Annotated in this window: 21 protein-coding genes and 1 tRNA gene; 17 read left to right on the forward strand and 5 right to left on the reverse strand. The window is 28.5% G+C overall.

What is annotated here, in order from left to right; genetic code table 11:
* Positions 1-118: 118 nt before the first annotated feature.
* The 8 genes from AAT22_RS02850 to AAT22_RS02885 all read left to right on the forward strand — a co-directional run bounded on the left by AAT22_RS02850 (position 119) and on the right by AAT22_RS02885 (position 8,590).
* Positions 119-193, forward strand: a tRNA-Asn gene (locus AAT22_RS02850).
* Positions 194-397: 204 nt separating this feature from the next.
* Positions 398-1,483, forward strand: coding sequence for a polysaccharide deacetylase family protein (locus AAT22_RS02855; protein WP_052953895.1), 1,086 nt, complete (start codon positions 398-400; stop codon positions 1,481-1,483).
* Between the two features lie 90 nt (positions 1,484-1,573).
* Complete coding sequence (locus tag AAT22_RS02860; protein WP_016208813.1) at positions 1,574-2,254, forward strand: response regulator transcription factor; 681 nt, start codon at positions 1,574-1,576, stop codon at positions 2,252-2,254.
* On the forward strand, positions 2,242-3,639 hold the full coding sequence (locus AAT22_RS02865; RefSeq protein WP_040437094.1) for a HAMP domain-containing sensor histidine kinase: 1,398 nt from the start codon (positions 2,242-2,244) through the stop codon (positions 3,637-3,639). The genes AAT22_RS02860 and AAT22_RS02865 overlap by 13 nt, the downstream gene beginning before the upstream one ends.
* A gap of 1 nt (position 3,640) precedes the next feature.
* Complete coding sequence (locus tag AAT22_RS02870) at positions 3,641-5,125, forward strand: hypothetical protein (RefSeq protein ID WP_047000195.1); 1,485 nt, start codon at positions 3,641-3,643, stop codon at positions 5,123-5,125.
* Between the two features lies 1 nt (position 5,126).
* Complete coding sequence (locus tag AAT22_RS02875; protein ID WP_016208811.1) at positions 5,127-6,506, forward strand: TldD/PmbA family protein; 1,380 nt, start codon at positions 5,127-5,129, stop codon at positions 6,504-6,506.
* A 14-nt stretch (positions 6,507-6,520) separates the two neighbouring features.
* Positions 6,521-7,864 (forward strand): TldD/PmbA family protein, encoded by a 1,344-nt coding sequence (locus tag AAT22_RS02880; protein WP_047000196.1) that lies wholly within the window; start codon positions 6,521-6,523, stop codon positions 7,862-7,864.
* Positions 7,865-7,993: 129 nt separating this feature from the next.
* A complete protein-coding gene (locus AAT22_RS02885; protein WP_047000197.1) occupies positions 7,994-8,590 on the forward strand; it encodes a hypothetical protein in 597 nt (198 codons plus the stop codon).
* 79 nt (positions 8,591-8,669) lie between these two features.
* Here the strand turns inward: AAT22_RS02885 and AAT22_RS02890 are convergent, their stop codons facing one another.
* Complete coding sequence (locus tag AAT22_RS02890; protein ID WP_242849779.1) at positions 8,670-10,463, reverse strand: LTA synthase family protein; 1,794 nt, start codon at positions 10,461-10,463, stop codon at positions 8,670-8,672.
* 276 nt (positions 10,464-10,739) lie between these two features.
* On the opposite strand from AAT22_RS02890, the gene AAT22_RS02895 reads away from it, so the two are divergent.
* Positions 10,740-11,693 (forward strand): FAD-dependent oxidoreductase, encoded by a 954-nt coding sequence (locus AAT22_RS02895; protein WP_047000199.1) that lies wholly within the window; start codon positions 10,740-10,742, stop codon positions 11,691-11,693.
* A 100-nt stretch (positions 11,694-11,793) separates the two neighbouring features.
* Here the strand turns inward: AAT22_RS02895 and AAT22_RS02900 are convergent, their stop codons facing one another.
* Together AAT22_RS02900 and AAT22_RS02905 are read right to left on the reverse strand one after the other, a co-directional pair.
* Positions 11,794-12,381, reverse strand: a complete 588-nt coding sequence (locus AAT22_RS02900) for a GDSL-type esterase/lipase family protein (RefSeq protein ID WP_047000200.1) — start codon at positions 12,379-12,381, stop codon at positions 11,794-11,796.
* A 15-nt stretch (positions 12,382-12,396) separates the two neighbouring features.
* Positions 12,397-13,029: a RusA family crossover junction endodeoxyribonuclease gene (locus tag AAT22_RS02905; protein WP_047000201.1), complete on the reverse strand. Its 633-nt coding sequence runs from the start codon at positions 13,027-13,029 to the stop codon at positions 12,397-12,399.
* A 227-nt stretch (positions 13,030-13,256) separates the two neighbouring features.
* Between AAT22_RS02905 and tsaD the strand changes: the two genes are divergently transcribed.
* From tsaD to eutH, 5 genes are all read left to right on the forward strand, one after another.
* Positions 13,257-14,267, forward strand: coding sequence for a tRNA (adenosine(37)-N6)-threonylcarbamoyltransferase complex transferase subunit TsaD (gene tsaD, locus AAT22_RS02910; protein WP_016208804.1), 1,011 nt, complete (start codon positions 13,257-13,259; stop codon positions 14,265-14,267).
* 54 nt (positions 14,268-14,321) lie between these two features.
* Positions 14,322-15,350 carry an alpha/beta hydrolase gene (locus tag AAT22_RS02915; RefSeq protein WP_016208803.1) on the forward strand — a complete coding sequence of 343 codons (1,029 nt, stop codon included), beginning with the start codon at positions 14,322-14,324 and terminating at the stop codon, positions 15,348-15,350.
* Positions 15,351-15,435: 85 nt separating this feature from the next.
* Positions 15,436-16,692 (forward strand): trypsin-like peptidase domain-containing protein, encoded by a 1,257-nt coding sequence (locus AAT22_RS02920; RefSeq protein WP_052953896.1) that lies wholly within the window; start codon positions 15,436-15,438, stop codon positions 16,690-16,692.
* A gap of 189 nt (positions 16,693-16,881) precedes the next feature.
* Positions 16,882-17,292 (forward strand): hypothetical protein, encoded by a 411-nt coding sequence (locus AAT22_RS02925; RefSeq protein ID WP_016208801.1) that lies wholly within the window; start codon positions 16,882-16,884, stop codon positions 17,290-17,292.
* Positions 17,293-17,411: 119 nt separating this feature from the next.
* The gene (gene eutH / locus AAT22_RS02930; protein WP_047000202.1) at positions 17,412-18,500 is read left to right on the forward strand and encodes an ethanolamine utilization protein EutH; all 1,089 of its coding nucleotides are present in this window, start codon (positions 17,412-17,414) and stop codon (positions 18,498-18,500) included.
* A 32-nt stretch (positions 18,501-18,532) separates the two neighbouring features.
* Here the strand turns inward: eutH and AAT22_RS02935 are convergent, their stop codons facing one another.
* Together AAT22_RS02935 and AAT22_RS02940 are read right to left on the reverse strand one after the other, a co-directional pair.
* Positions 18,533-19,576: an FAD:protein FMN transferase gene (locus AAT22_RS02935; protein WP_016208799.1), complete on the reverse strand. Its 1,044-nt coding sequence runs from the start codon at positions 19,574-19,576 to the stop codon at positions 18,533-18,535.
* A gap of 106 nt (positions 19,577-19,682) precedes the next feature.
* Positions 19,683-20,117, reverse strand: a complete 435-nt coding sequence (locus tag AAT22_RS02940) for an FMN-binding protein (RefSeq protein ID WP_047000203.1) — start codon at positions 20,115-20,117, stop codon at positions 19,683-19,685.
* Positions 20,118-20,434: 317 nt separating this feature from the next.
* On the opposite strand from AAT22_RS02940, the gene AAT22_RS02945 reads away from it, so the two are divergent.
* From AAT22_RS02945 to AAT22_RS02955, 3 genes are all read left to right on the forward strand, one after another.
* Positions 20,435-22,324, forward strand: a complete 1,890-nt coding sequence (locus AAT22_RS02945) for an FAD-dependent oxidoreductase (RefSeq protein ID WP_047000204.1) — start codon at positions 20,435-20,437, stop codon at positions 22,322-22,324.
* Positions 22,325-22,455: 131 nt separating this feature from the next.
* Positions 22,456-22,836 carry a NusG domain II-containing protein gene (locus AAT22_RS02950; protein ID WP_047000205.1) on the forward strand — a complete coding sequence of 127 codons (381 nt, stop codon included), beginning with the start codon at positions 22,456-22,458 and terminating at the stop codon, positions 22,834-22,836.
* Between the two features lie 9 nt (positions 22,837-22,845).
* Positions 22,846-23,358 carry a Gx transporter family protein gene (locus tag AAT22_RS02955; protein ID WP_016208795.1) on the forward strand — a complete coding sequence of 171 codons (513 nt, stop codon included), beginning with the start codon at positions 22,846-22,848 and terminating at the stop codon, positions 23,356-23,358.
* Positions 23,359-23,361: the final 3 nt, after the last annotated feature.

Genomic DNA, 23,361 nt, shown 5'->3' on the forward strand with positions numbered 1-23,361 from the left:
GTCGAGGGCTTGACCAATAAATAAAACAAAGAAGGTTTGTAAAATAGAGAGCAAAATCAAAGATTTTGATTCTCATTTATGTGCAATTTTCAGAGAACAATCTGAAATATTATAATATTCCGTGGTAGCTCAATGGTGGAGCACTCGGCTGTTAACCGATAGGTTGGAGGTTCGAATCCTCTCCACGGAGCCATTAAAAATAAGAGTTTTATAAGAGTAGATTAAGTCTATTGTTATAAAACTCTTTTATTTTTATATACTGAATGTAATAAGATGTATAATAATGTAACTTTTTCGTAACTATTGTTTAACAAATTGTAATGATTTGAAGAAAAAACTCCTATATAATTGAATTATAAGGACAAACAATAAAACATGAGTAGGAAGAGTAAAATTTATGAGTAAGAAAACTAGAATAAGAAATAAGAAGAGGTTCATATTATTTACATTTGTGTTAGTAATATCTATATTTATAATATCAGTAGGGATAAGCGACTTTGGAGAAAACTTGATTTATACTAATGCTCAAACAATAATTAATAAGGTATTTAATAATACAAATAAGGACGGTACACAGCCTTCTAATGATAAAAATAGTCATTTAGAAGAAGAAACCTCTGATATTGAAAAAAATCAGGAAAATTATGAGAAGCAAGGGCAAGAAGAAAGTTTTGTGGCTGATGGGGAAACTTTAAATCAGGAGAATAAAGAGGATATAGGAAATACAATAGAGGAAGAAAAATCAGTTAATGAAGATTCTAATAAAATAGAGAATGGAGAATATCTTACATTAGAAAATGATTCTAATGCAGATGATGCTTCAGTTATTCTTCCAGAAACAATGTATAAGTGGAATTTTTATAGAGATGATAACAGAAAAGTTGCATATTTAACATTTGATGATGGGCCATCTAGGCACTCAACAAGGAAAATATTAGATATTCTAAAAGACAACTCTATTAAAGCTACATTTTTTACATTAGGTACTTCAATAGAGAATAATGATAAAGCAGCTGATTTATTGAAAAGGATGGCAAGAGAAGGACACTCTATAGCAAATCATGGATATTCACATAATTATTCAATACTTTATCCAAATAGAATAGTAGATGTTGAAGCATTTATGAAAGATATAGAGAAGAATAATAAGATATTAAAAGATATTCTTGGAAAAAACTTTAAAACACGTTTAATAAGAATGCCTGGCGGACATGCTAGTTGGAATGGAACAGCTGAATTGGACAAGGTATTAGAGAGTAAAGGGATATATCAAATGGATTGGAATTCTTTAAATGGTGATGCAGAAGGAAAAGATTTCCCAAAGGAATACCTATTAGATAAATTAAAAGAAACTGTTGGAGATAAAGATGTTATAATTATATTAATGCATGATACAGATTCTAAAAAAGGGACTGTTGAATATTTACAAAGTGCAATAGATCATTTAAAAAAAGAAGGATTTGAGTTTAGAACATTGAAATAATAAAGGGGCGGGTATCCGTCTCTTATTTGTCTTTAAAGATTATAAGAAATTAAAATAGTTAATAATACTATTATAGTTAGAGGTGATAGAATGAATAAAATATTATTGGTAGAAGATGAAGACAGTATAAGGGGATTTTTGAAAATAAACTTACAACGAAATAATCTTCAAGTAATAGAGTCGGCAACAGGAGAAGAAGGCTTAAAACTTGCAGCTATAGAAAAACCTAAAATTGCAATTTTAGATGTTATGTTACCGGGGATAGATGGGTTCAAGGTTTGCAGCAAATTAAGAGATGAATTTCCTAATATGGGAATAATAATGCTAACAGCTAAGGGTCAAGATATGGATAAGATTATGGGATTAGAGTATGGTGCGGATGATTATATAATAAAACCATTTAATCCATTGGAAGTGGTTTTAAGAATAAAGGCGCTTCTTAGAAGACTTGGAGAAGAGGATAAAGAAAAACTAGAATTAGGAGAATTTATAATAGATTTATATTCACAGAAAATATTAAAGAACAGTATAGAAATAGATGTAACCCCAAAAGAATATTTACTTATGAAGATATTTTTAGAAAATCCTAACAAGGCATTTACAAGAGATGAACTATTAGATTTGGTTTGGGGAGAAAATTATTTTGGTGATGCAAAGATAATAGATGTAAACATAAGAAGATTAAGATCTAAAATAGAAGAAAATGCTTCTGAGCCAAAGTATATAGAAACGATATGGGGGATAGGATATAGGTGGAAATCCGAAGAGTAAAAAGTATAAGAAATAAATTGCTTCAAGGAATATTTGTAATAATTTTTTCAACAGTAATGTTTTTAAATATTCTTTTACTTATTTTTGTTAGAAAATATTATTATGACAATACAGAAGATTTATTGAAAAGTCGAATTCAAGTATCTATTAATTTTTATAACAAGTATTTTTCATCAAGATCCTTGTCAGAAACTATTTATGATAATATAGATACTTTTTGGAATGAAAATAATGTTCAAGTTGAAATTTTTGATTCTAATGGAAATCTTTTAATGGATTCTATTGGAATTAAGGATGACAAGTTAATTAGTACTCCAGATATATCAAAGGCTTTAAAGGGCGAAGCTGCAAGGTGGATTGGAAAAGTAGATTATTATGATGATAAAGTAATGGCAGTATCATATCCACTAATTATAGATGGAGATATAATAGGATTAATTAGATTTATAACATCATTAGAAGCCATTGATGCAGTAATAACTAACATTATGGTTATTTTCTCAGGTATATCAATAGCAGTTTTGATAATAGGAATGATTTTAGGAGTATTTCTTGCAAATAGTATAATAAATCCTATAAAATATTTAAAAGAGATTGCAGAAAAGATGGGGAGCGGGAATTTAAATATAAGAAGTAGCATTAGTAGTCAAGATGAAATCGGGCAACTATCAAACACCTTAAATTTCATGGCAAATGAAATATCAAAAAGAGAGCAACTAAAGAATGAATTTATATCGTCGGTTTCACATGAATTAAGGACTCCGTTAACAGCGATAAAGGGGTGGACTATAACATTAAACAATGATAAAACAGATAAAGATACATTGAAACTTGGTTTTGAAATAATAGAGAAAGAAACAGATAGATTATCATTAATGGTAGAAGAATTATTAGATTTTTCAAGACTCATTAATGAAAAGGTAACTATAGACTTAAAAAGTATTAACATAGTTGATTTTATAAATCACATACAATCTTTCATGGGTCCAAGAGCAAAAAAAGAGAGAATAAATTTGCAGTTCAGAACAGAAGCTAATGGGAACATGTATGTTGATAGTAACAGATTAAAACAAGTATTCATAAATATATTAGATAATTCATTAAAATTTACAGAAGAAGATGGAAATATAAAATTTACTACTATAAAAATTAATAATAAAGTAAAATTTATAATTGAAGATGATGGATGTGGTATATCAGAAGAAGATTTACCTAGAATAAAAGAAAAATTTTTCAAGGGGAAAAATTCTAAATCTCAAAATGGAATAGGATTATCTATTTGTGATGAAATAATTAAATTACATCAAGGAGTACTTAATATATATAGTAAGATAGGAATAGGAACTAAAGTTGAAATTATTATTCCAATAAATGAGGAGGAATGATATGAATATAATTAAAAAAGTTTTATTATTAGGGATTATATTTATATTTACAATAATTACTGGTTGTAGTAAGGTAAATGGAAAAGATACACAAGCAATAAAAGCACCTTATAATAATGATCTTCAAATAGAGGGGATATGGAATATTGATTATATTAATATAATAGATAATGAGATTGAAAATAAGAATGAAGTTCTAGATTTAGAAGATTCACAAATTAATATATCCAATAAAGATATTACTATATTAAATAAAACATATATAAATCCTAAATATAAATTAAAGATTGTTGATAAAACATATACTTTATCATATGAATTTAATTTAAAATTAGAGGACTTGGTAGATGAAGGATCTAAGTTTGATGTAATATCTATAATTGACTCCAATACAATAATAGGAGAATTCATTTTAATAGATGAGTCAAATGGATATTTGTTTTATGATGGATTAATATTAAAATTAATTAAAAAAGATAGTAGCCCCAAAAAAACTGAAATTATTAGTAGTGAAGTTAAAGAAGATGAAGTGTTAGAGGACTATAATAGTGCAGTAGGGGTAATGTTAGGAATGAAAACACCAAGAAGATTAATGGATGATGGAAATTATACTAATGAGGAATATAAAACATTATGGATATCATTTAAAAATGGTACATTACAACCTATAATAGAAAAAAATAATATAATTTTTCCAAGGATGAGTGGAATATGGAGTATTAGTAGTGAAATTATAAATAATGACATTAATCATCATATTGAATACCTTACAGCTAAACCATTAGATGGAAGAGAAGAAGACCAATTACTGGAGAGAGAAACTACAAATGTCTATAAGAACATTAATTTTGTTTCAAATGACTATATATCCATAGAGAAATATGAAGGAGATAATTTTAAAAATAAGTTTCCTATATATCAAACTGTACCTATAGATAATATAAATTCAAGAAATGGACTTAATATCGAGGAAATATATAATATTGATTCTAAGGAAAAATATAAAAAAGAATTTAATCAAACTATAGATACTTTACCAGATGAAAAAAAGGATTTATTAGATATAAATATAAACTATAGTAATTTTACAATAAAGAGAATTGAAGGAAAATGGAGTTTAGTAGGTAATATTCCGGCTATAGATAATAATAATGATGGAATAGAATATAGAATATCAATAAGTCCAAGTAAAAAAATATTAAATTATGATACTTTATTAGTTTCGTGGAGAGATTTGATAGATGATTTTCCTTTCATAAAAGATATATATACAGCGCCTACAGGTAGAATAGCTATTATAGTATTTAGCGATAAAATATCAGTTTATGAAATGGAAGATAGAAATATAAAGGGTAGTCCTCTCATGAATATACAATTAAGTGATGGGGAAGAGGTAATAATGGCCGAATGGGCAAGTGGAAGTTATGTAGACTCATGGGCAAAGGCATTTAAAGATGGAAAACAAACAAGTATGGAGGATGAATAATATGTTATCAAAAAATATATTATCTAGTGTATTAGCTAGATGTTTAATAACAGGCGGGGATTTTGCAGAAATTTTTGAAGAAGATACTTTAGATACGTCTATAAGTATTTTAAATGGAAAAGTAGAGAATTCTATATCTGGAAGGACTCATGGAATAGGTATAAGAATTTTTAAAGGATTAAAAAGTGTGTATGCTTATACAAATAATACTAATCTAGAGTCTTTATTAGACACAGCACAAAAAGCAGCATTGGCTCTTGGGGAATTAAAAGAAGATATAAGCATAGTTTTAAATGAAAAATCTATATATAATAATAATCCAATAATATATATGCCTTCTTCAATTGGCATTGAAAAGAAGATAAAGGTAATGAAAACTGGGTATAAAGCAGCAAAAGAATATAATGATGAAATAACTCAAGTATCTGTTGGATATTTAGATAAGGAACAAAATATATTAATAGCTAATACGGAAGGATTACTTACAGAGGATAAAAGAGTTAGAACAAGATTATCAATAAGTTCTGTAGCATCTATAAATGGAGAAAATCAAACAGGTTTTGAAGGTCCTGGAGCACATAAGGGATTTGAATTATTTAATGACATTGATCCAGAATATTACGGAAGAGAGGCATCAAGAGTTGCACATACTATGTTGCATGCTAAAAATTGTCCAGCTGGCAAGATGACTGTAGCAATAGATAATGGGTTTGGTGGAGTTATATTTCATGAAGCTTGCGGGCACTCATTAGAAGCAACTGCCGTGGCAAAAGGAAATTCAGTATTTACTAATATGTTAGGAAAGCAAATAGCATCATCAAAAGTTACTGCAATTGATGATGGAACTATACCTAATGCATGGGGATCACTAAATATAGATGATGAAGGTAATAAAACAAGGAAAAATATACTAATAGAAAATGGTATATTAAAGGGTTACTTAATTGATAAATTAAATGGAAGAAGAATGGGTATGGAGGCAACTGGAAGCTCAAGACGACAAAATTATAAATTTTCACCTACCTCAAGAATGACAAACACATATATTGCAGCAGGAAATGATGATGAAGATAAAATTATTAAATCAATATCAGATGGGTTATATGCTAAGAAGATGGGTGGTGGCTCAGTTAATCCAGTAACAGGAGAATTTAATTTTGCAGTATCAGAAGGGTATATAGTAAGAAATGGAGAAATACAAGAGCCGGTTAGAGGTGCTAGCCTTATTGGTAAAGGTAGTGAAGTGTTAATGAATATAGATATGGTCGGCAAGAACTTAGCACAAGGACAAGGAATGTGTGGATCTGTTTCAGGAAGTATTCCAACTAATGTAGGTCAACCTATGATTAGAGTTAAAGAAATAACAGTAGGTGGAAGATAAGGGGGAATATAAAAGTGGAATTAAATATATTTATAAACAAATTATTTCAAGAAGCTAAAAATAACGAATTTGATGAGTATGAAGTTTATTACGTAGATAGAGAAAGCTTAAGTATAAATGTATATAATGAGGAAGTTGAAAAATATAATTTAACTACTTCTTATGGATTATCATTTAGAGGGAAAATAAATGGTAAAATAGGATATTCATATACAGAAATACTAGATGAATATGCAATAGAAATGCTTGTAAAAAATGCAAAGGAAAGTGCATTGACTATAGAAAATGAAGATATTCAATTTATATATGAAGGAGATAAGGAATATTCAGCAGTTAATACTTATTATAATACGCTAGAAAATATTCCAGCAGATAAACTTATAGACCTAGCTTTAAACATGGAAAAAGAAGCAAAAACTTTAGATAATAGAGTAGTTAGTTTTGGAGGATGTGGAATAGGCTATAATAAAGCTAAGTATGGAATAATAAATTCTAAAGGCTTAAATTTGGAAAACAAATCAAACTTATTAAGTGCTTATGTAGTTCCAATAATAAAAAATCAAGAAGATATGCATGATGGTATGGGATATATTATAGCTACTTCATTAGATGAGGTAAATCCAAAACTTTTAGCACAAGATGGGGTTAATGAAGCTTTATCTAGAATAGGTGGAAAGTCAATTCCATCAGGAAAATATAATACAATAATAAATAATGAAGCCATGGTGTCGTTATTATCAACATTTGCTGGAGTATTTAGTGGGGATGCAGCTCAAAAAGGATTAAGTTTATTGAAAGGAAAAGAAGGAGAGATAATAGCAAATAAAAAAGTAACATTATTAGATAATCCTCATTTAGAAAATGGCCTAGCGTCAGTTCCTTTTGATGATGAAGGAGTTGCAACGAAGAAAAAAGATATAATACATGAAGGGAAGCTTATAACGTTATTGCATAATTTAAAAACTGCGCATAAAGGAAATACTAAATCAACAGGAAATGGATTTAAAAATTCTTATGCATCACCAGTGGGAGTTTCACCAACAAATTTATATCTTGAAAAGGGCGAAAAAAGTTTTGATGATTTATTAAAAGAAATTGGAGAAGGCTTATTGATAACAGAATTTGCTGGTTTACATTCAGGAGCAAATTCAATAACAGGAGACTTTTCATTAGCAGCAAAGGGCTTTTATATAAAAGAAGGTAAAAAAGAATATCCAGTTGAACAAATAACAGTTGCGGGAAACTTCTTTGATTTATTAAAGAATATAGAGGAAATAAGTAATGACTTAAAGTTCCCAATGAGTAGTGTAGGAAGTCCATCAGTTAAGGTCGATGGATTATCTATAGCAGGAAAGTAAATAGAATTTAATTAATAATGAATAATATAAAAATAAAAACAAAAAATATTATTGTTGAGACTTTATCAATATGATATACTTTATTTGGTTAATTAAAACAAAAGATTTAAGCATTATGGAGGTGCACATATGAAAACTAAATCACTTTTAATAGCATTAACACTAGCAGTAGCTACTACAGCATTTGTAGCTTGTGGAAATAATAAGGACACAGACAAAACAACAGAAGAAAAACCATCAACAACAGAAGAGCAAAAAACTGATGTAGTTACAACAGCTTCAATAGTAAATGACAACTCAGCTTTTGAAAAAGGAATAAGCAAAGAAGGAACTTGGATAGTAGCAGTACTAAATGATTTGACTTTTGACAAGGAATTAGTAGTTGATGGAGATTTTAAGAATGGTAAAAAAGATGCTACTACTGGAGAAGAAACATATCAACGTAAAATAGCTTTATATACTCAAGATGAAAACAAAAAGGTTACAAATAGATTTACCTTAACAGCTCCAAAGATAACTTTCAATAGTATAAATGGAAGTCTTGAACATGGAACTTTTAAAGGTGATGTTTATGTTTCAGGTAAAAACTTTAAATTAGTAAACCAAGTAATTGAAGGAAATATTTACTTCTTAAATCAAGAAGCTAAAGATACATTTAAAATAGCAGATAAAGAAGATGATACAAAGACAAGTATAACTGGAGTACAAGAATTAAAAGCAGAATAATTATTAAAATAAATGGCTAACTGAATTTGATCAGTTAGCCTATTTTACTAATAACAATAAACATTCAAAATTAGTATCTTTAATTATCTTCTAAGTAATTACTACGAATCATTTTATCTGATAAATCAACAATATTTTTATACATTTCTTTTTCTTCTTGTGTTAAGTTACCAACTACATCTAAGTTTGTAAGAATAGCAAAAGATTTGTTTGTATTTAATAAATTCCTACCTAAAGATGTATTTATATATTTATCATTTGGTACTCCCATAAGATATAAAAGTGTTGGCATAATGTCCACTTGTCCGCCTATAGTATCAAATGTCTTTGCTTCTTTAATGTCTTTTGACCAGATTATAAATGGTACAGTATGATCTCCATTATCCAAATACCAATCTTCTTTTTGGGAAAGTTTTTCAATTGAACTATTATAATATTTATGAACACCTGTATGATCACCTTCAATAATTACAACAGTATTATCCAGCAAACCTTCTTTATCTAATGTTTCCATAAATTTTCCAATTTGGGCATCTGTATAATTTACACTTTGGAAGTACCCTCCAAGTTCATTACTGTCTAATGCACTATCTAAAGTTAATGCTCTTTTTTCTTTTGGCAAATCAAAAGGTCCATGGCTTGTTAGGGTAACTGTAAAGGCATAAAATGGGTTGCTTAATTCCTTTAACATTGGAGTAACTTGTCTAAAATAACTTTCATCTGATAATCCAAGTCCTATTTCTTCATCAATATCAAATGAATAATAATCAACAAATTTTTCAAAACCTATACCCTTTAACCCAGCAGCGTAATTCCAGAAGGAACCCTTATCGGAATGTATCGCTATAGTATCATAGTTATTTTCTTCTAATAAAAGTGGTAGCGAATTATATTTAGCATTTGGATATCTAAAGAAAGTACTACCCCTTCTTAATGGAAACATTGAAGTATTAATCATTAAATCCGAGTCAGAGCTTGTACCTTCGTTTACTTGCTCATGGATATTTGGGAAGTACAAACCTGAATTTACTAATTCATTTAAAACAGGTGTTATTTTTTGATTATTTATTTCTTTATTAATTACAAAACTTTCTAATGATTCAACTTGTATAACTAATAAGTTTTTACCTTTAAACATACCAGCATATTCATTATCAGGTAGATTTTCTTTTTTATTAAAAAATTCTTCAATTTGAGATTTTTCTTCTTCTGTTAAATTATAAGGCATTGAATCTTTATAAACATTGTATAAATCAAATAAATGGTAACCTACAGGAGAAAAATATCTAGCTGTATTTGTAGGATCATAATTTGAGAATATGTATCCATTTTTAACATCTTCATTTTTTAGTACATGTAAATTAAAAGGAACATATCCTATGTATAAAATACCTAATAGTAATGTAACTATAAAAGTAATAGGGGCTCTCTTTTTAACCCTAGTATAAGATTTTCTTGTAAGGAATACAAATATACCTAATATTATAAAATCGATGAATAGTAAAAAATCTTTACTACTAAACATTGAAGATATAGTACCACCCATATTATCTAAATTAGCTGTTTGACTCAATAATAATACTGATGGCATTGTTAGGAATCCTCTAAAGTATCCTAAATCCAGTAATATTAGTAAAGTTATTATTAAATCTATTATAAATAGATATAAAACTCGTCCCTTTCCTTTAAATAATAAAGAAAAACTAATAAAGATCAATGTAAAAGCATAATAATAATTTATAAATGGTTTTGCCGAATTGTATCCAGCAAGAATATCTAATGAATAAGGATCTTGGTTAATGACAAAACCTTGAAATATAATGCTTTTAAAAGTAATCCCTATAAGAGGAATTAAAAATAATATTATTCTCATAATGTTATCAAAGCTAAAGTTATTATTATTCTTAAATTTTCTTAAAAATTTATCCAATATACCACCTCAAATATATATAGTAATGTGATAGGCCTTTTTACAATAATTAAATTATAGTATAGGTCTTTTTATAAAGCAAATTAGTTTTGACTAATTTTTAATCCAATGTAAAAATAAATTTCAATAACAGAGATAATTTAACAAATAATAGGTTAAGAAAAATACATTATGATATAATATCTATATAGGTTTATTTAACATTAATGGAGGTTATATATGCTTCAATATGATTTAATTATAATTGGAGGGGGAGCAGCTGGACTTTCAGCCGGAGTTTCTGCTTTGAAAAATGGAATTAAAAAAGTTTTGATTTTAGAAAGAGAAGATGAATTAGGTGGGAATTTAAATTTATTTATACATAATGGATTTGGTCAGTATTATTTAGAAAAGGATGTTACAGGACCAGAACTTAGAAGCAGGCTTATTAAGGACTTTAAAAATTTAGGTGGACTATATAAGCTTAATACTGAAGTATTAGAAGTGACTAAGAACAAGATGGTTTCATATGTGAATCCGGTAGAAGGAATACAGGAAATACAAGCAACTGCTATAATACTAGCTTCTGGTTGCAGAGAAAGATTTACAGGAAATATAAATATACCTGTTCATAAATATACAGGAATATTTACTGTGGTTTCTGCACATAGACTTATTAATTTACAGGGATTTCTTCCAGGAAAAGAAGCTGTAATATTAGGAAAAAATATTCGTTCGCTGATTCTTGCAAGAAGATTATTAATAGAAGGGGCTAAAGTAAATGCAATAATAGAATCTTCTAGTGATATTCCTTTAGAAAAAGATGAACTTGAGATTATAGAGGGTTTTAATATAAACATAATAAAGAATCATCGTATAGTTGAACTAGATGGTAATGAGAGAATAGAAAATATAGATATTCAAAATATAGATAGTGGAAGTATTGATACTATACATTGTGATTCTTTAATATTAACGGTTGGATATTATCCTGAAATTTCTTTTATGAGAAAAACAAATATAGAGCTAGGGGAATATGAAATTCCATTAGTAAGAAATTTTGAAACTTCAGCAAAGGGAATATTTGCTTGTGGAACGCTATTAACAAGGGATAAGAATATATTTAATAGCGGAGAAAATGGATATACAGTTGGAGAACTGGTATCAAATTACTTGAAAAAATATGTGTACTAAAAATTAGTCAAGTACTACTATCTGAAAATTAAGAGTGTAAAATTATAGGTATAATTTATTTAAAATCACTAAAAATAAATTAACTATAAACTTTACACTTTTAATTATTATAAGAAAGTTTCTCTAATATAACCATAAATTCATTTAATAAAAAAGTTTGGCCTTTAAGGTTTAAGTGAATACCATCCATAAAAATATTTGACTCGTAGTTTTCTAAAGTAATTTTATAAAAATCTATAAAATTAACATTATATCTAGTGCAGAGATTAATTAAAGATTTTCTTAATAAAGGCAGTTGATTCTCACAATAATCGTATGTAGGAGATGGAATAAAAAGCCTTTTAGCATCTTCTTTTAATATTATTGGGGGGATGCCTATAAATACATCCCTAGTAATAGTTAAAGCTTCTTTTAACATTAACTCTATATTTTCTAAAACAGAATTCAAGGGTCTATTTGAAAGAAAGTCGTTTGTTCCTCCCATTATAAAAATTTTCTTTGGATAATAGGATATAACATCTTCTGTAAATCTATTTAACATATTTGTAGTTGTGTCGCCATTAATTCCTTTATTTATTATATTTAATGACTGTAATGATTTTAAATTTTCAACCCAATTATCAGTTTTATTAACTCCATATCCGTAAGTTAAACTATCTCCTATAAAAACAAAGTAATCTTTATTCAATTTAAAGCACCTCTCTTAAAATAACTTATTAAAACAAGATCTGCATATAAATGTTTTACCACCATTTGCTTTAATTAAATTAGAATCTTCAATTTTTTTATTACAAAATTCACATATTAGCATATTACTAGAATTAATATTTTCATTGCTAACTATTTTATCTTTAATAGTTTTTTGTTTATTAGATTTTCTTATAGGTGAATAAAGTTTTTTACTACCATGCTCTTTTTTGGGTAAAACTGAATAAGAAACTTCATATTCACTTTCAGCAAAAAATTCTAATTCAAAACGAGGATTTTCTTTATCATAAAACTCTTCTGTTATTATTTTTGTTATTTGAGCATCATTAACAATAAGACCGCTTTTCTCAATTCCATCAAAAATACTTTTAGTTATATTTGCTGTATCAGGATGCCTTTTTTCACTTTTATAATAAACTTTAAGAATAGCTATGAGAGATTCATCTAATATAGTATCCGGATTTTGAAACCTAGCATAGTATGCAATTTCTTCTTCATAAAGAGCATATCTATCATGTGATTTTCCTGTATTATAAGGAAGGATTGCTCGGCCATCTTTATTATGTAGTTTGAAATTAGATTTGGAAATGGGTGATCCTGGAACAATTACCTTTGCATAAGTACTCATTATGAAAACTCCTTTAAAATAATATTAATATATCCTTAAAAATCCATTAATTCTAGCAAAAAATAATGAATAATTTTTTTATTCATTATATAATAAACAATGTTAAGAATAAGATATAAACCTTATTTTAATATACAACAATGAAATACTTTTAACAAGAAAACAAAAAATGAAAATAAATTCAAAACAGTTTATTATAAATATAATTAGATTAAGAGGTAGTTGTAATGGAAAGTAAATTAATATTATCAATAGAATCAAGTTGTGATGAAACATCTGCAGCTGTAGTTAAAGATGGTAGAGAGGTATTATCTAACATAATAGCATCACAAATAGAGACACACAAAAAATATGGAGGGGTAGTTCCTGAGGTTGCTTCAAGAATGCATATAGAAGTAGTAAATGGAGTCGTAATGGAAGCTCTGGAAGATGCAGGAGTAAAGCTAGAAGAAATAGATGCAATTGGAGTAACATATGGCCCAGGTTTAGTAGGAGCATTACTAGTTGGATTACAATATGCTAAAGGACTTTCTTATTCATCAAAGAAACCATTAGTAGGAGTAAATCATATAGAGGGGCATATTTGTGCAAATTATATAGAACATAAAGATTTAAAACCACCATTTGTATCTTTAGTAGTTTCAGGTGGGCATACTTTTATAGTTCATGTTAAAGATTATGGTGAGTATGAAGTTATAGGGCAGACAAGGGATGATGCAGCGGGGGAAGCTTATGATAAAGTTGCTAGGGCTTTAGGACTAGGATATCCAGGAGGCCCTAAGATAGATAAATTAGCTAAAGAGGGAAATGAAAATGCAATAGAATTTCCAAAAGCTAATTTTCATGATGATACTTTAGACTTTTCTTTTAGTGGAGTGAAGTCAGCCGTATTAAATTATATAAATAAATGTAAAATGCAAAACATAGATATAAATAAAGCGGATGTAGCAGCATCATTTCAAAAAGCTGTTATTGATGTATTAAAGCAAAATGTTTTAAAGACTTGTAAGCAAAAGAATATTAACAAAATTGCAATAGCTGGAGGAGTAGCATCAAACTCAGCACTTAGGAAATCTCTTATTGAAGCTGCTGCAAAAAAAGGTATAGATGTATTATTCCCTTCACCAATATTGTGTACAGATAATGCAGCTATGATAGGTAGTGCAGCATATTTCAATTATATAAAAGGACTAGAATCACCATTAAATATAAATGCAAAACCAAATCTAAAGCTATAAAATAATAAGTAATTTAAATTAATAAAGTTATAACAAGTAGGGGGAAGGTTTAAAGTGAAGCTTTTACCACATTCAAATGGATTTTATAAAGTAAATATGAAAAATAAATTAAAACCTAAGGATATTATTAGAAATATATTTTTATCGTTAATAATATTAGTAGCTATAGGTTTTATATATCAAAGAATAAGTAATTTTATAGCAAAGGAAACATTAAAACAAAGAGTAGACTATGTTAGAGTAGATGATAAGAGATTAGATTATAAGACCAATGGGGAAGGTAAATATACTATAATATTTGACGGAAATATTGGAACTAATTTAAGCCAATGGAACATTATATCAGATAAGTTAACTTTAGAGTATGATGATATAACAACTTTTGTATATAACAGAAGAGGGTATGGGTATAGCGATAGTGGATCATTAAGAACTCCTAAAGAGCAGGCAGAAGACTTAAGGTTATTGCTAAGAAAATCTGCGGTGTCAGCTCCATATATATTAGTTGGAGAAGAATATGGAAGTTTAGTACTTGCGGAATTTGCAAAAGAATATCCAGATTTAGTAGCAGGTGTTGTTTTAGTAAATCCATTTGTAGAAGATAATATTAATACAAAAGAATTTAAAAATAATCTTATGATAGAAAAAGTTAGAAGAAATATAGAAAAAATTGGATCAAGCATAGGTATAACTACATTAATGGATAAATTAAATTTAGCTTGTGACACAGAGGATTTTAAAAATAAGTTAGATGATATTAGTTTAAATGAATTTAATGTACATAGAACAAAAAGTAATTATACAAGCGCTGTATATAATGAGTTACAAAATATAACAAGTGGGGAAAGTAATACTCAAGAGGATGGTATATTTAGTGGAAAACCATATTATTTAATAGCAAAGGACGGACAGGAACAATTAGCATCACTTGGAGATGAGGAACTGACAAAAGTTCATACTATAAATTCTGATAGTAAAATAATTGCGATGTATGAACCTGATTCAGTAATAAGCGGTATAAGACAAGTTATAAAACAGGCTAATGAGATTGAAAGAGTACAGAAAAAAGCAACTAAGAATTAATGTCTATATGTCATATAATTGTCACATAAAAGGGGTATATTAATAACTGTAAGAAGGAATTATAAATGCTTAGGAGGATTTTATGATGAGTGATGATAATATATATGATGTAGAAAATTATGAGGATGTTAGCAATGAAGAAACTGAAGTTTTAAGAACTTCAGTTGAAGAAAATACAAAAGAAGATTATACGGACGAACATAGATTTATAGAAGTAAATAATAATTTCAATCCTAATAAAGATACCAAGGTCATAAGGAAGAAAAAAAGTGGTGGATTTAAATTTATAGTAATAGCACTTATAACTGGGCTTCTTGGAGGAGCTATAGGGGGAGGAAGTGTGTATTATGCTATGAAGGATATTAGTGCAAACCAAAAGGTGAATAATATTACACCAAATCCACAAACTTTCAATACAACAGGAGAAGCATTAACAAAGAGCGAAGCTTTTGAAAAAGTTGCTCCAGCTGTTGTAATAGTATCAGCAAATGGGGTAACAGATTATAGCGGAATAATTCCACAACAAGTAGATGGAATGGGTTCGGGATTTATTATAAATGAAGAAGGATATATATTAACAAACTATCATGTAATAGAAGGAGCAAAAGAAGTTATTGTTACTTTATCGGATGGTAGAGATGTAAAAGCAAAAGTTGTAAATTATGATCAAAATCAAGATATAGCTATGTTAAAATTAACTGACGATAGTATTAAAGTACCGGCTATAGTTGAATTAGGGAACTCTGATGCTTTAAAACCAGGTGAAGAAGTTCTAGCAATAGGAACACCACTTTCAAAGGATTTTAATCAAACTGTGACAGGTGGATTAGTAAGTGCAGTTAATAGAACGGTAGAAACAAGTACTGGTGTTAAACTAAATTTAATACAAACAGATGCGGCAATTAATCCAGGAAATAGCGGAGGACCACTTATTAATACAAAAGGCGAAGTAGTAGGAATAAATACATTAAAAATGTCAGGTGAAGCAGAAGGAATTGGATTTTCAATTCCTATAAATGAAGTAAAAGATAGGATAGATTCATTATCAAAGCCGATATTAAATTTAGGAGTATCAATAAGAGAGATTAATGAGCAACTTGCCAAACAATATGATATGGAAGAAGGATTATATATAATTGAGGTAACAGAATTTTCCCCAGCAGAAAAAGCAGGTCTGAAAAGTGGAGATTTAATCGTTAAGTTTGACGGACAAAGAATTAAGACATTTGATGAATTAAGAGCTATTAGGGATACCAAAAAAGAAGGTGATGTAGTTAAAGTAGAAGCAATTAGAAATGGTCAAACTAAAAGTTTTGATATTCAATTGGAAGTAAAGGAATAATATATACTATTTCGATCTAAATATTTAGATTGAAATTTTATAGGCTAGTTATATAAGTATATTTTAACAAGATATACTCTAATATAACTAGTCTTTTTTTGTCAAAACCACTCAACACAAAGAACATTTTATAAATAACGGAATACATTATACTATACGAAATTAATTTTAAACTTAGGAGGCAAAGTTATGAGCGGAAGAATAACATCATGCGAACTAAAGACAGGATGTAACGAACAAATTGAAGCAGTCGTTAGATTACCAGAGGAAAAGAGATCAGTTATATTTGGAACAGTTTTGGATTGTAATAGAATGCCTGTAGTAGATGCAGTAGTAAAATTATTACAAGTAGTAGATGGATGCAGATATCCTTATCCATTGACTCATACTTTTACAGATTGTCACGGACAATTCTTATTAGGACCTTTATGTCCAAATACAAAGTATATGCTAAAGATTTATAAAGACAATATAGTAATAAAATACTCTGAACTAGAAACTTCATCTTATAATGGAAAATGTATAGGAAAGCCTGAAAATAATGGCAACCCAGTTCCAAAACCATTTCCAGATAAGCCATCATGTGGATGCGATTGCTAATTTGACTAAATGATTAATTATCAAAAAAGCTTCTTAATTAACTATTAAGGGGCTTTTTTGATTGAATAAAGTTTGATAGAATTAATTTAACTTTATACGAATATAAATGGAGATATGATATGGAAAAGATAATGCTTTATATAGTAGGTGGTTTTTTTTTATTAGGAATAGTAGATTATATTATTGGAGGAAGATTTAATTTATATAAAGGGATAGAGAATGGAATTAAAAGTATGGGATCTCTTGCTTTATCGATGATAGGGATACTTTCAATAACGCCAATTATTTCAGATATTATAATTAAATATATTTTACCAATATTTAAAAATAGTTTTATAAACCCATCAGTAATAATTTCTTCTTTTATTGCAGTTGATATGGGAGGATATAAAATTACTGAAACTATAGCTACAAATCATAATATGATGTACTTTTCTGGAATACTAATAGCATCAATGTTAGGATGTACTATGAGTTTTACAGTACCACTAGCTCTGGGTATAATTAATAGAAATAATATTGATATATTTTGCAAAGGAATTTTATGTGGAATAATAGCATTACCAATAGGATTGTTTATTGGGGGAGTACTATTACAAATCAAGTTATACAATATTATAATTAGTATTTTACCAATTATAATAATATCTATAATTATTTCAATAGTTCTGAATAAAGCACCTAATGCTATGATATCATTTTTTAAATATATAGCTAAAATAATAGTTATGATAGGGGTTATAGGGTTGGGATTGCAAGGTTTTACATCCATAACAGGAATAGAAATAGTAAAAAATCTACTTCCTTTGGAAGAGATATTAACCATAGTTGGAAAGATAGCTATTTTCTTGGGTGGTGCTAATGTTATGTTAGAGGTAATAGGAAGAGTATTAAAAAAGGAAATAAGCATGTTAGGAAATGTATTACATATTAATTCAATATCTGTTACATCTCTTATTGGGAGTTTAGCTTCAGCAGTAATAATATTTACTAATTTTGATGAACTAGATGATAGAGGGAAATTAATATGCTCAGCTTTTTCAGTAGGTGGTGCATATGTATTTGGTGGACAACTAGGATATGTTTCTATAGAAGCAAAAGAAGTTATTCTAATTTATATATTAGTAAAATTAATATCAGGAATCATAGGAGTAATTATTGCTATTAAACTAAATAATAAAGGGCTGTCACATAGGAATTCCAATTAGGAATTGATAATTGTGCGACAGCTCCTTTTAAATTAATTGGCTAAAGTAAAATCTGTATTTGTTAATTTAAAAATATCTCTTATTCCATCGGTTATATAAACTTTATTATCTTTTGTTACAAAGATAGCATCTATACCATCTAGATTATGAACAAATTCGATGCCCTTTTCAACACCCATTGAGAAGACTGATGTAGAAAATCCGTCACCATCGGTAGATGTATCACTTATTATAGTTAATCCGGCAACTTCATTATCATAAGGATAACCTGTTTTAGGATTTAGAATATGATGATATTTAATACCGTCCTTTTCAATATATCTTTCATATATTCCAGATGTAACTATGGATTTGTTTTTTACAGTAATAGTTCCAACTATATCCCCACGATCAGAGAAAGGATTTTGAATTCCTATATTCCAATTACCACCATTAACTTTTTCACCATGAGCAAAAATATTTCCACCTAAATCAATTATAGCACTTTTAACTCCTTCATTTGTAAGGATGTCAGATATAACATCAGCAGTAAATCCTTTTGCAACTCCTCCAAGATCTAGCATCATGCCATTTCTCTTTAAAAATACTGTCTTATCATCATCGTTAAACTCAACATCATTAAATCCTATTAGAGGTAACTTTGAATTAATTTCATCTTGAGTAGGAACTTTAGCTTCTGGTAGTCCGATACTCCAAAGCTTAACTAAAGGACCTATGGTAATATCAAAGAACCCATTAGATATCTTGGAATATTCTATTCCTTGTTTTATAACTTTATATGTATCATCATCGACTTTTACTGGTTGAACTCCAGCAGATTCATTAATCTTATCTACTAATGTACCATTTTCGTTTATGCTTAAATTATTTTCTAATTCTTTTACTTTATCAAATACTTTATCTAATATTTTCTCATCACTGCTATCATAAAGGGAGACACTTACTACTGTTCCCATCATTAATTCAGTCCTAGAAATAGGTTCAGTTACTTTGTTATCTTTTGAACAACCAGTCAAAATACTGAGAAAAAAAATTAACAAAAGGGAAGAAGTAAGAATCTTAAAATGTTTTTTCATATAATATAATCCTCCTAAATAATATGTCAATATCTATTATAGGTAAAAAAGTTATAAATAAAAAGGACTTTAGGCTAAAAAACCTAAAATCCTTTTATAGGTGATGTTATTTAGCACCTTCTAAAGCTTTTTCAGCTAAAGCTTTGAATGAATCAACTGAGTGAGTAGCACCAGTTATTACATCAATTTTAGAAGCATCTTGCTTTTCAACTAAAGCAGCTTCTAATTTAGGATAAACTTCGATTGGATTAGTACCACTCTTAGCTTTCATGTTAGTGTTGTAGTCAGCATCGTCTAACTTACTGCCTTTATCACCTTTTTCATCATATTTAACTGTAGCTATTTTTCCATCTTTAACTTCGATTTCTATAGATGCAACATAACCTCTTTCATCTTTTTCTGATTCAGCTTTGTATGTACCAGCTTTTAATCCAGTTTCCTTAGCTGTATCAGTAGCAGCATCTTTGCTTCCACATCCAACAAATACTGTAGTAGCTAATGCAGCAACAGCTACTAAACTTAAAATTCTTTTTGATTTCATAATAAAATCCCCCTTAAACATATTTAAATATTAAATAAGTACTTTAAACTACTAAATTATTATACACAATAATAATTTAGTTTGATATTCGATTTTCTTATGGTGTATAAGTAAAAATTATCGTGTTAAAAAATAGACAATAGAGTAAAAACATGATATTATAAGGGATGAAGAAGAATTTTCAGATTATTTAAAGAGAAAAAATTGTTAAAAAAGCCACAAAAAAATAATGCGATGTATATAGACATATATTAAAATAGTGTATAGAATTAAATATGCTATTTTAGAATTATTTATAATGAAGGGAAGGGTGTAACATGTCAAAAAATAAGATACTTGTTCTTGGTGCTGGATACGGTGGTGTTCATGCTGCTAAGAAATTAGCAAAGAAATATAAGAAAAATAACGATGTGGAAATTACATTAATAGATAAAAATCCATTCCATACTTTAATGACCGAATTACATGAAGTTGCTGGGGGGAGAGTTCATCCTGAATCTGTACAAGTTGAACTATCTAAAATTTTTGGGAAATCAAAAGTTAATTTAGTTACAGATCTTATAGAAAATGTAGATACAGATAAAAAGGTAGTAAAGACTAAATGTGGAGAATATTCATATGACTACTTAGTAATTGGAACTGGTAGTGAACCAGCATTTTTTGGAGTACCAGGAGTAAAAGAAAATGGATTTACTTTATGGTCATTTGAAGATGCTTTAAAAATAAGAAAGCATATACAAGATATGTTTGCTAAAGCAAGCTTAGAAAGAGATGTAGCTAAAAGAAAGGAAATGCTTACTTTTATAGTAGCTGGATCAGGTTTTACTGGCATAGAAATGGCAGGAGAACTTTTAGAGTGGAAAACTAAATTATCAAAAGAACATAATGTTGATGAAAGTGAAGTTACTTTAAAAGTTGTTGAAGCTATGGGAACTATCTTAAATATGTTAGATAGAAAGCAAGCTGATAAAGCAGAAAGATATATGGCTAAGCATGGAATGGAGATATTAAAGAATTCTCCTATTACAGAAGTAGCTGCTGATAAAATAGTACTTAAGAGTGGAAAAGAAATAAAGACAAAAACATTAATATGGACTTGTGGAATACAAGCAAACCAAGATGCTAAGGAATATGGACTAGAAACAGCTAGAGCAGGAAGATTACAAACTAATGAATATATGCAAGCTGTAGGGAAGAAAGACGTATTTGTTGTTGGAGATATGGCTTATTTTGAAGAAGAAGCTGGTAAGGGTACTCCACAAATAGTTGAAGCAGCAGAACAAACAGCTAATACAGCAGTTAAAAATATAATTGCTTCAATAGAAAATAAAGAAATGGAAAAATTCCAAGGTAAGTACCATGGATTTATGGTTTCAATTGGTGGAAGATATTGCGTTGCTAACTTAATGGGAATGAAATTATCAGGATTCTTTGCAATGATAATGAAACATTTTGTTAATATGTATTACCTATGGGGAGTAAATAATATTAACGCTGTATATAATTATTTACAACATGAATTCTTTACAATGGAAGATAGAAGATCTGTAATGAGAGGTCATGTATCATCTAAAGCAAATAGATTATGGTTAGTACCTTTAAGATTATATATCGGATGCTTATGGTTAATAGAAGGAATAAAGAAGCTATTAGGTGAAGGCACATGGGATGCTATGTGGAAAGCTGATAGCATAAGGGATTTCTTTAAGGCAATAACTATTGGTGCTGATAGTTGGACTAAAGCAGGTAACGTTAAGATGCCATTTACTTGGTTACAAGATGCAACATCAGGTGCATCAGCAGCAACAGGAGCTTCAAATGCAGAAGCAGCAACAGAATGGGCTACTCCAATTATTAAGGAAATTCCAGGCTGGTATGCATCAATAATGCAAATAATGATGCCAAATCCAGAAGTAGCTGTATGGTTCCAAAGAATTGTTGTATTAATGGAAATAGGAATGGGATTATGTTTAATAGCAGGATTATTTACATTTATATTTAGTGCTGTTTCAGCAGGTATGGTAGTAAACTTTATTTTATGTGCTATGGCTGGTTGGGATATACTTTGGTATTTCTTTGGCTCAATTGCATTAATGGGTGGTGCAGGTAGAGTATTTGGATTAGATTATTATATAATGCCATGGATTACTAGGCTTGCGGATAATTTCTGGCACGGAAAGAAGCAACCAACTTATAAAAATGTATAGAAATTAAGGTAGGATATAATTTCCATATTGCATAATAATTATATAAGGTAGGGTTTTTGCTCTACCTTATATATATATGTATATATAAATTGTGAATTCATCCAATTATTTATAATGGAGATGATAATTTTATGTTTAAAAAACTAGATTTTGTTATAATAGCAGTATTAATGTTATTATCCTTTTTACCAGAAATTATTTTAGGAGCATCAGTAGGAAAAGGGTTTAACAATACATATGCAGAAATAACAGTTTCGGGAAAATTGTATAAAACAGTACCTTTATCAGAAAATAAGGGTGAAAAAACTATAGAAATAAAAACTAAAGAAGGAACAAATATTATAAAGATAAAGGATAACAAAATAGGTATAATAGAAGCAGACTGCCCAGATAAGGTATGCATGAATCCAGATTATATAGAGAAACCTGGGCAAAGTTTAGTATGTCTTCCTCATAAAGTCATGATACAAATAAAAGGAACGAGTGAAGATGATGTTATACTATCTTATTAAGGAGGAGCTATGAAAAAAACTAATAAAATAGTATATATAGGATTATTAGTGGCTCAAGCCTTAGTTTTACATATTGTTGAGCGAATGATTCCTGTCCCATTTGTAACACCAGGTGCTAAATTAGGATTAGCGAATTTAATTACTGTTATTGCTTTATATACGTTAGACAGCAAAAAAGATGCTTTTTTAGTATTATTCTTAAGACTTACATTATCAACAATGTTCGGTGGTAACTTATCATCTTTTATGTATAGCGCAACAGGTGGAATTTTAAGTTTTGGTGCAATGACTATTGTAAAAGATTTATTTAAAGATAAGGTTAGTATCATAGGTGTAAGCTCGGCAGGAGCAATATTTCATAATGTTGGGCAATTATTAATAGCTTCTTTAATAGTCAAAAATATAGGAGTTATGCTATATTTACCTATATTATCAACTGTAGGAATTATTACTGGGATTTTTATTGGTATAACTGCAAACTATGTAGTAGCACATTTAAGGAAGTTACCAATGTTTAGATAATAT

The sequence above is a fragment of the Clostridium sp. C8 genome, assembly GCF_001010885.1.
Lineage (GTDB): Bacteria > Bacillota > Clostridia > Clostridiales > Clostridiaceae > Clostridium > Clostridium sartagoforme.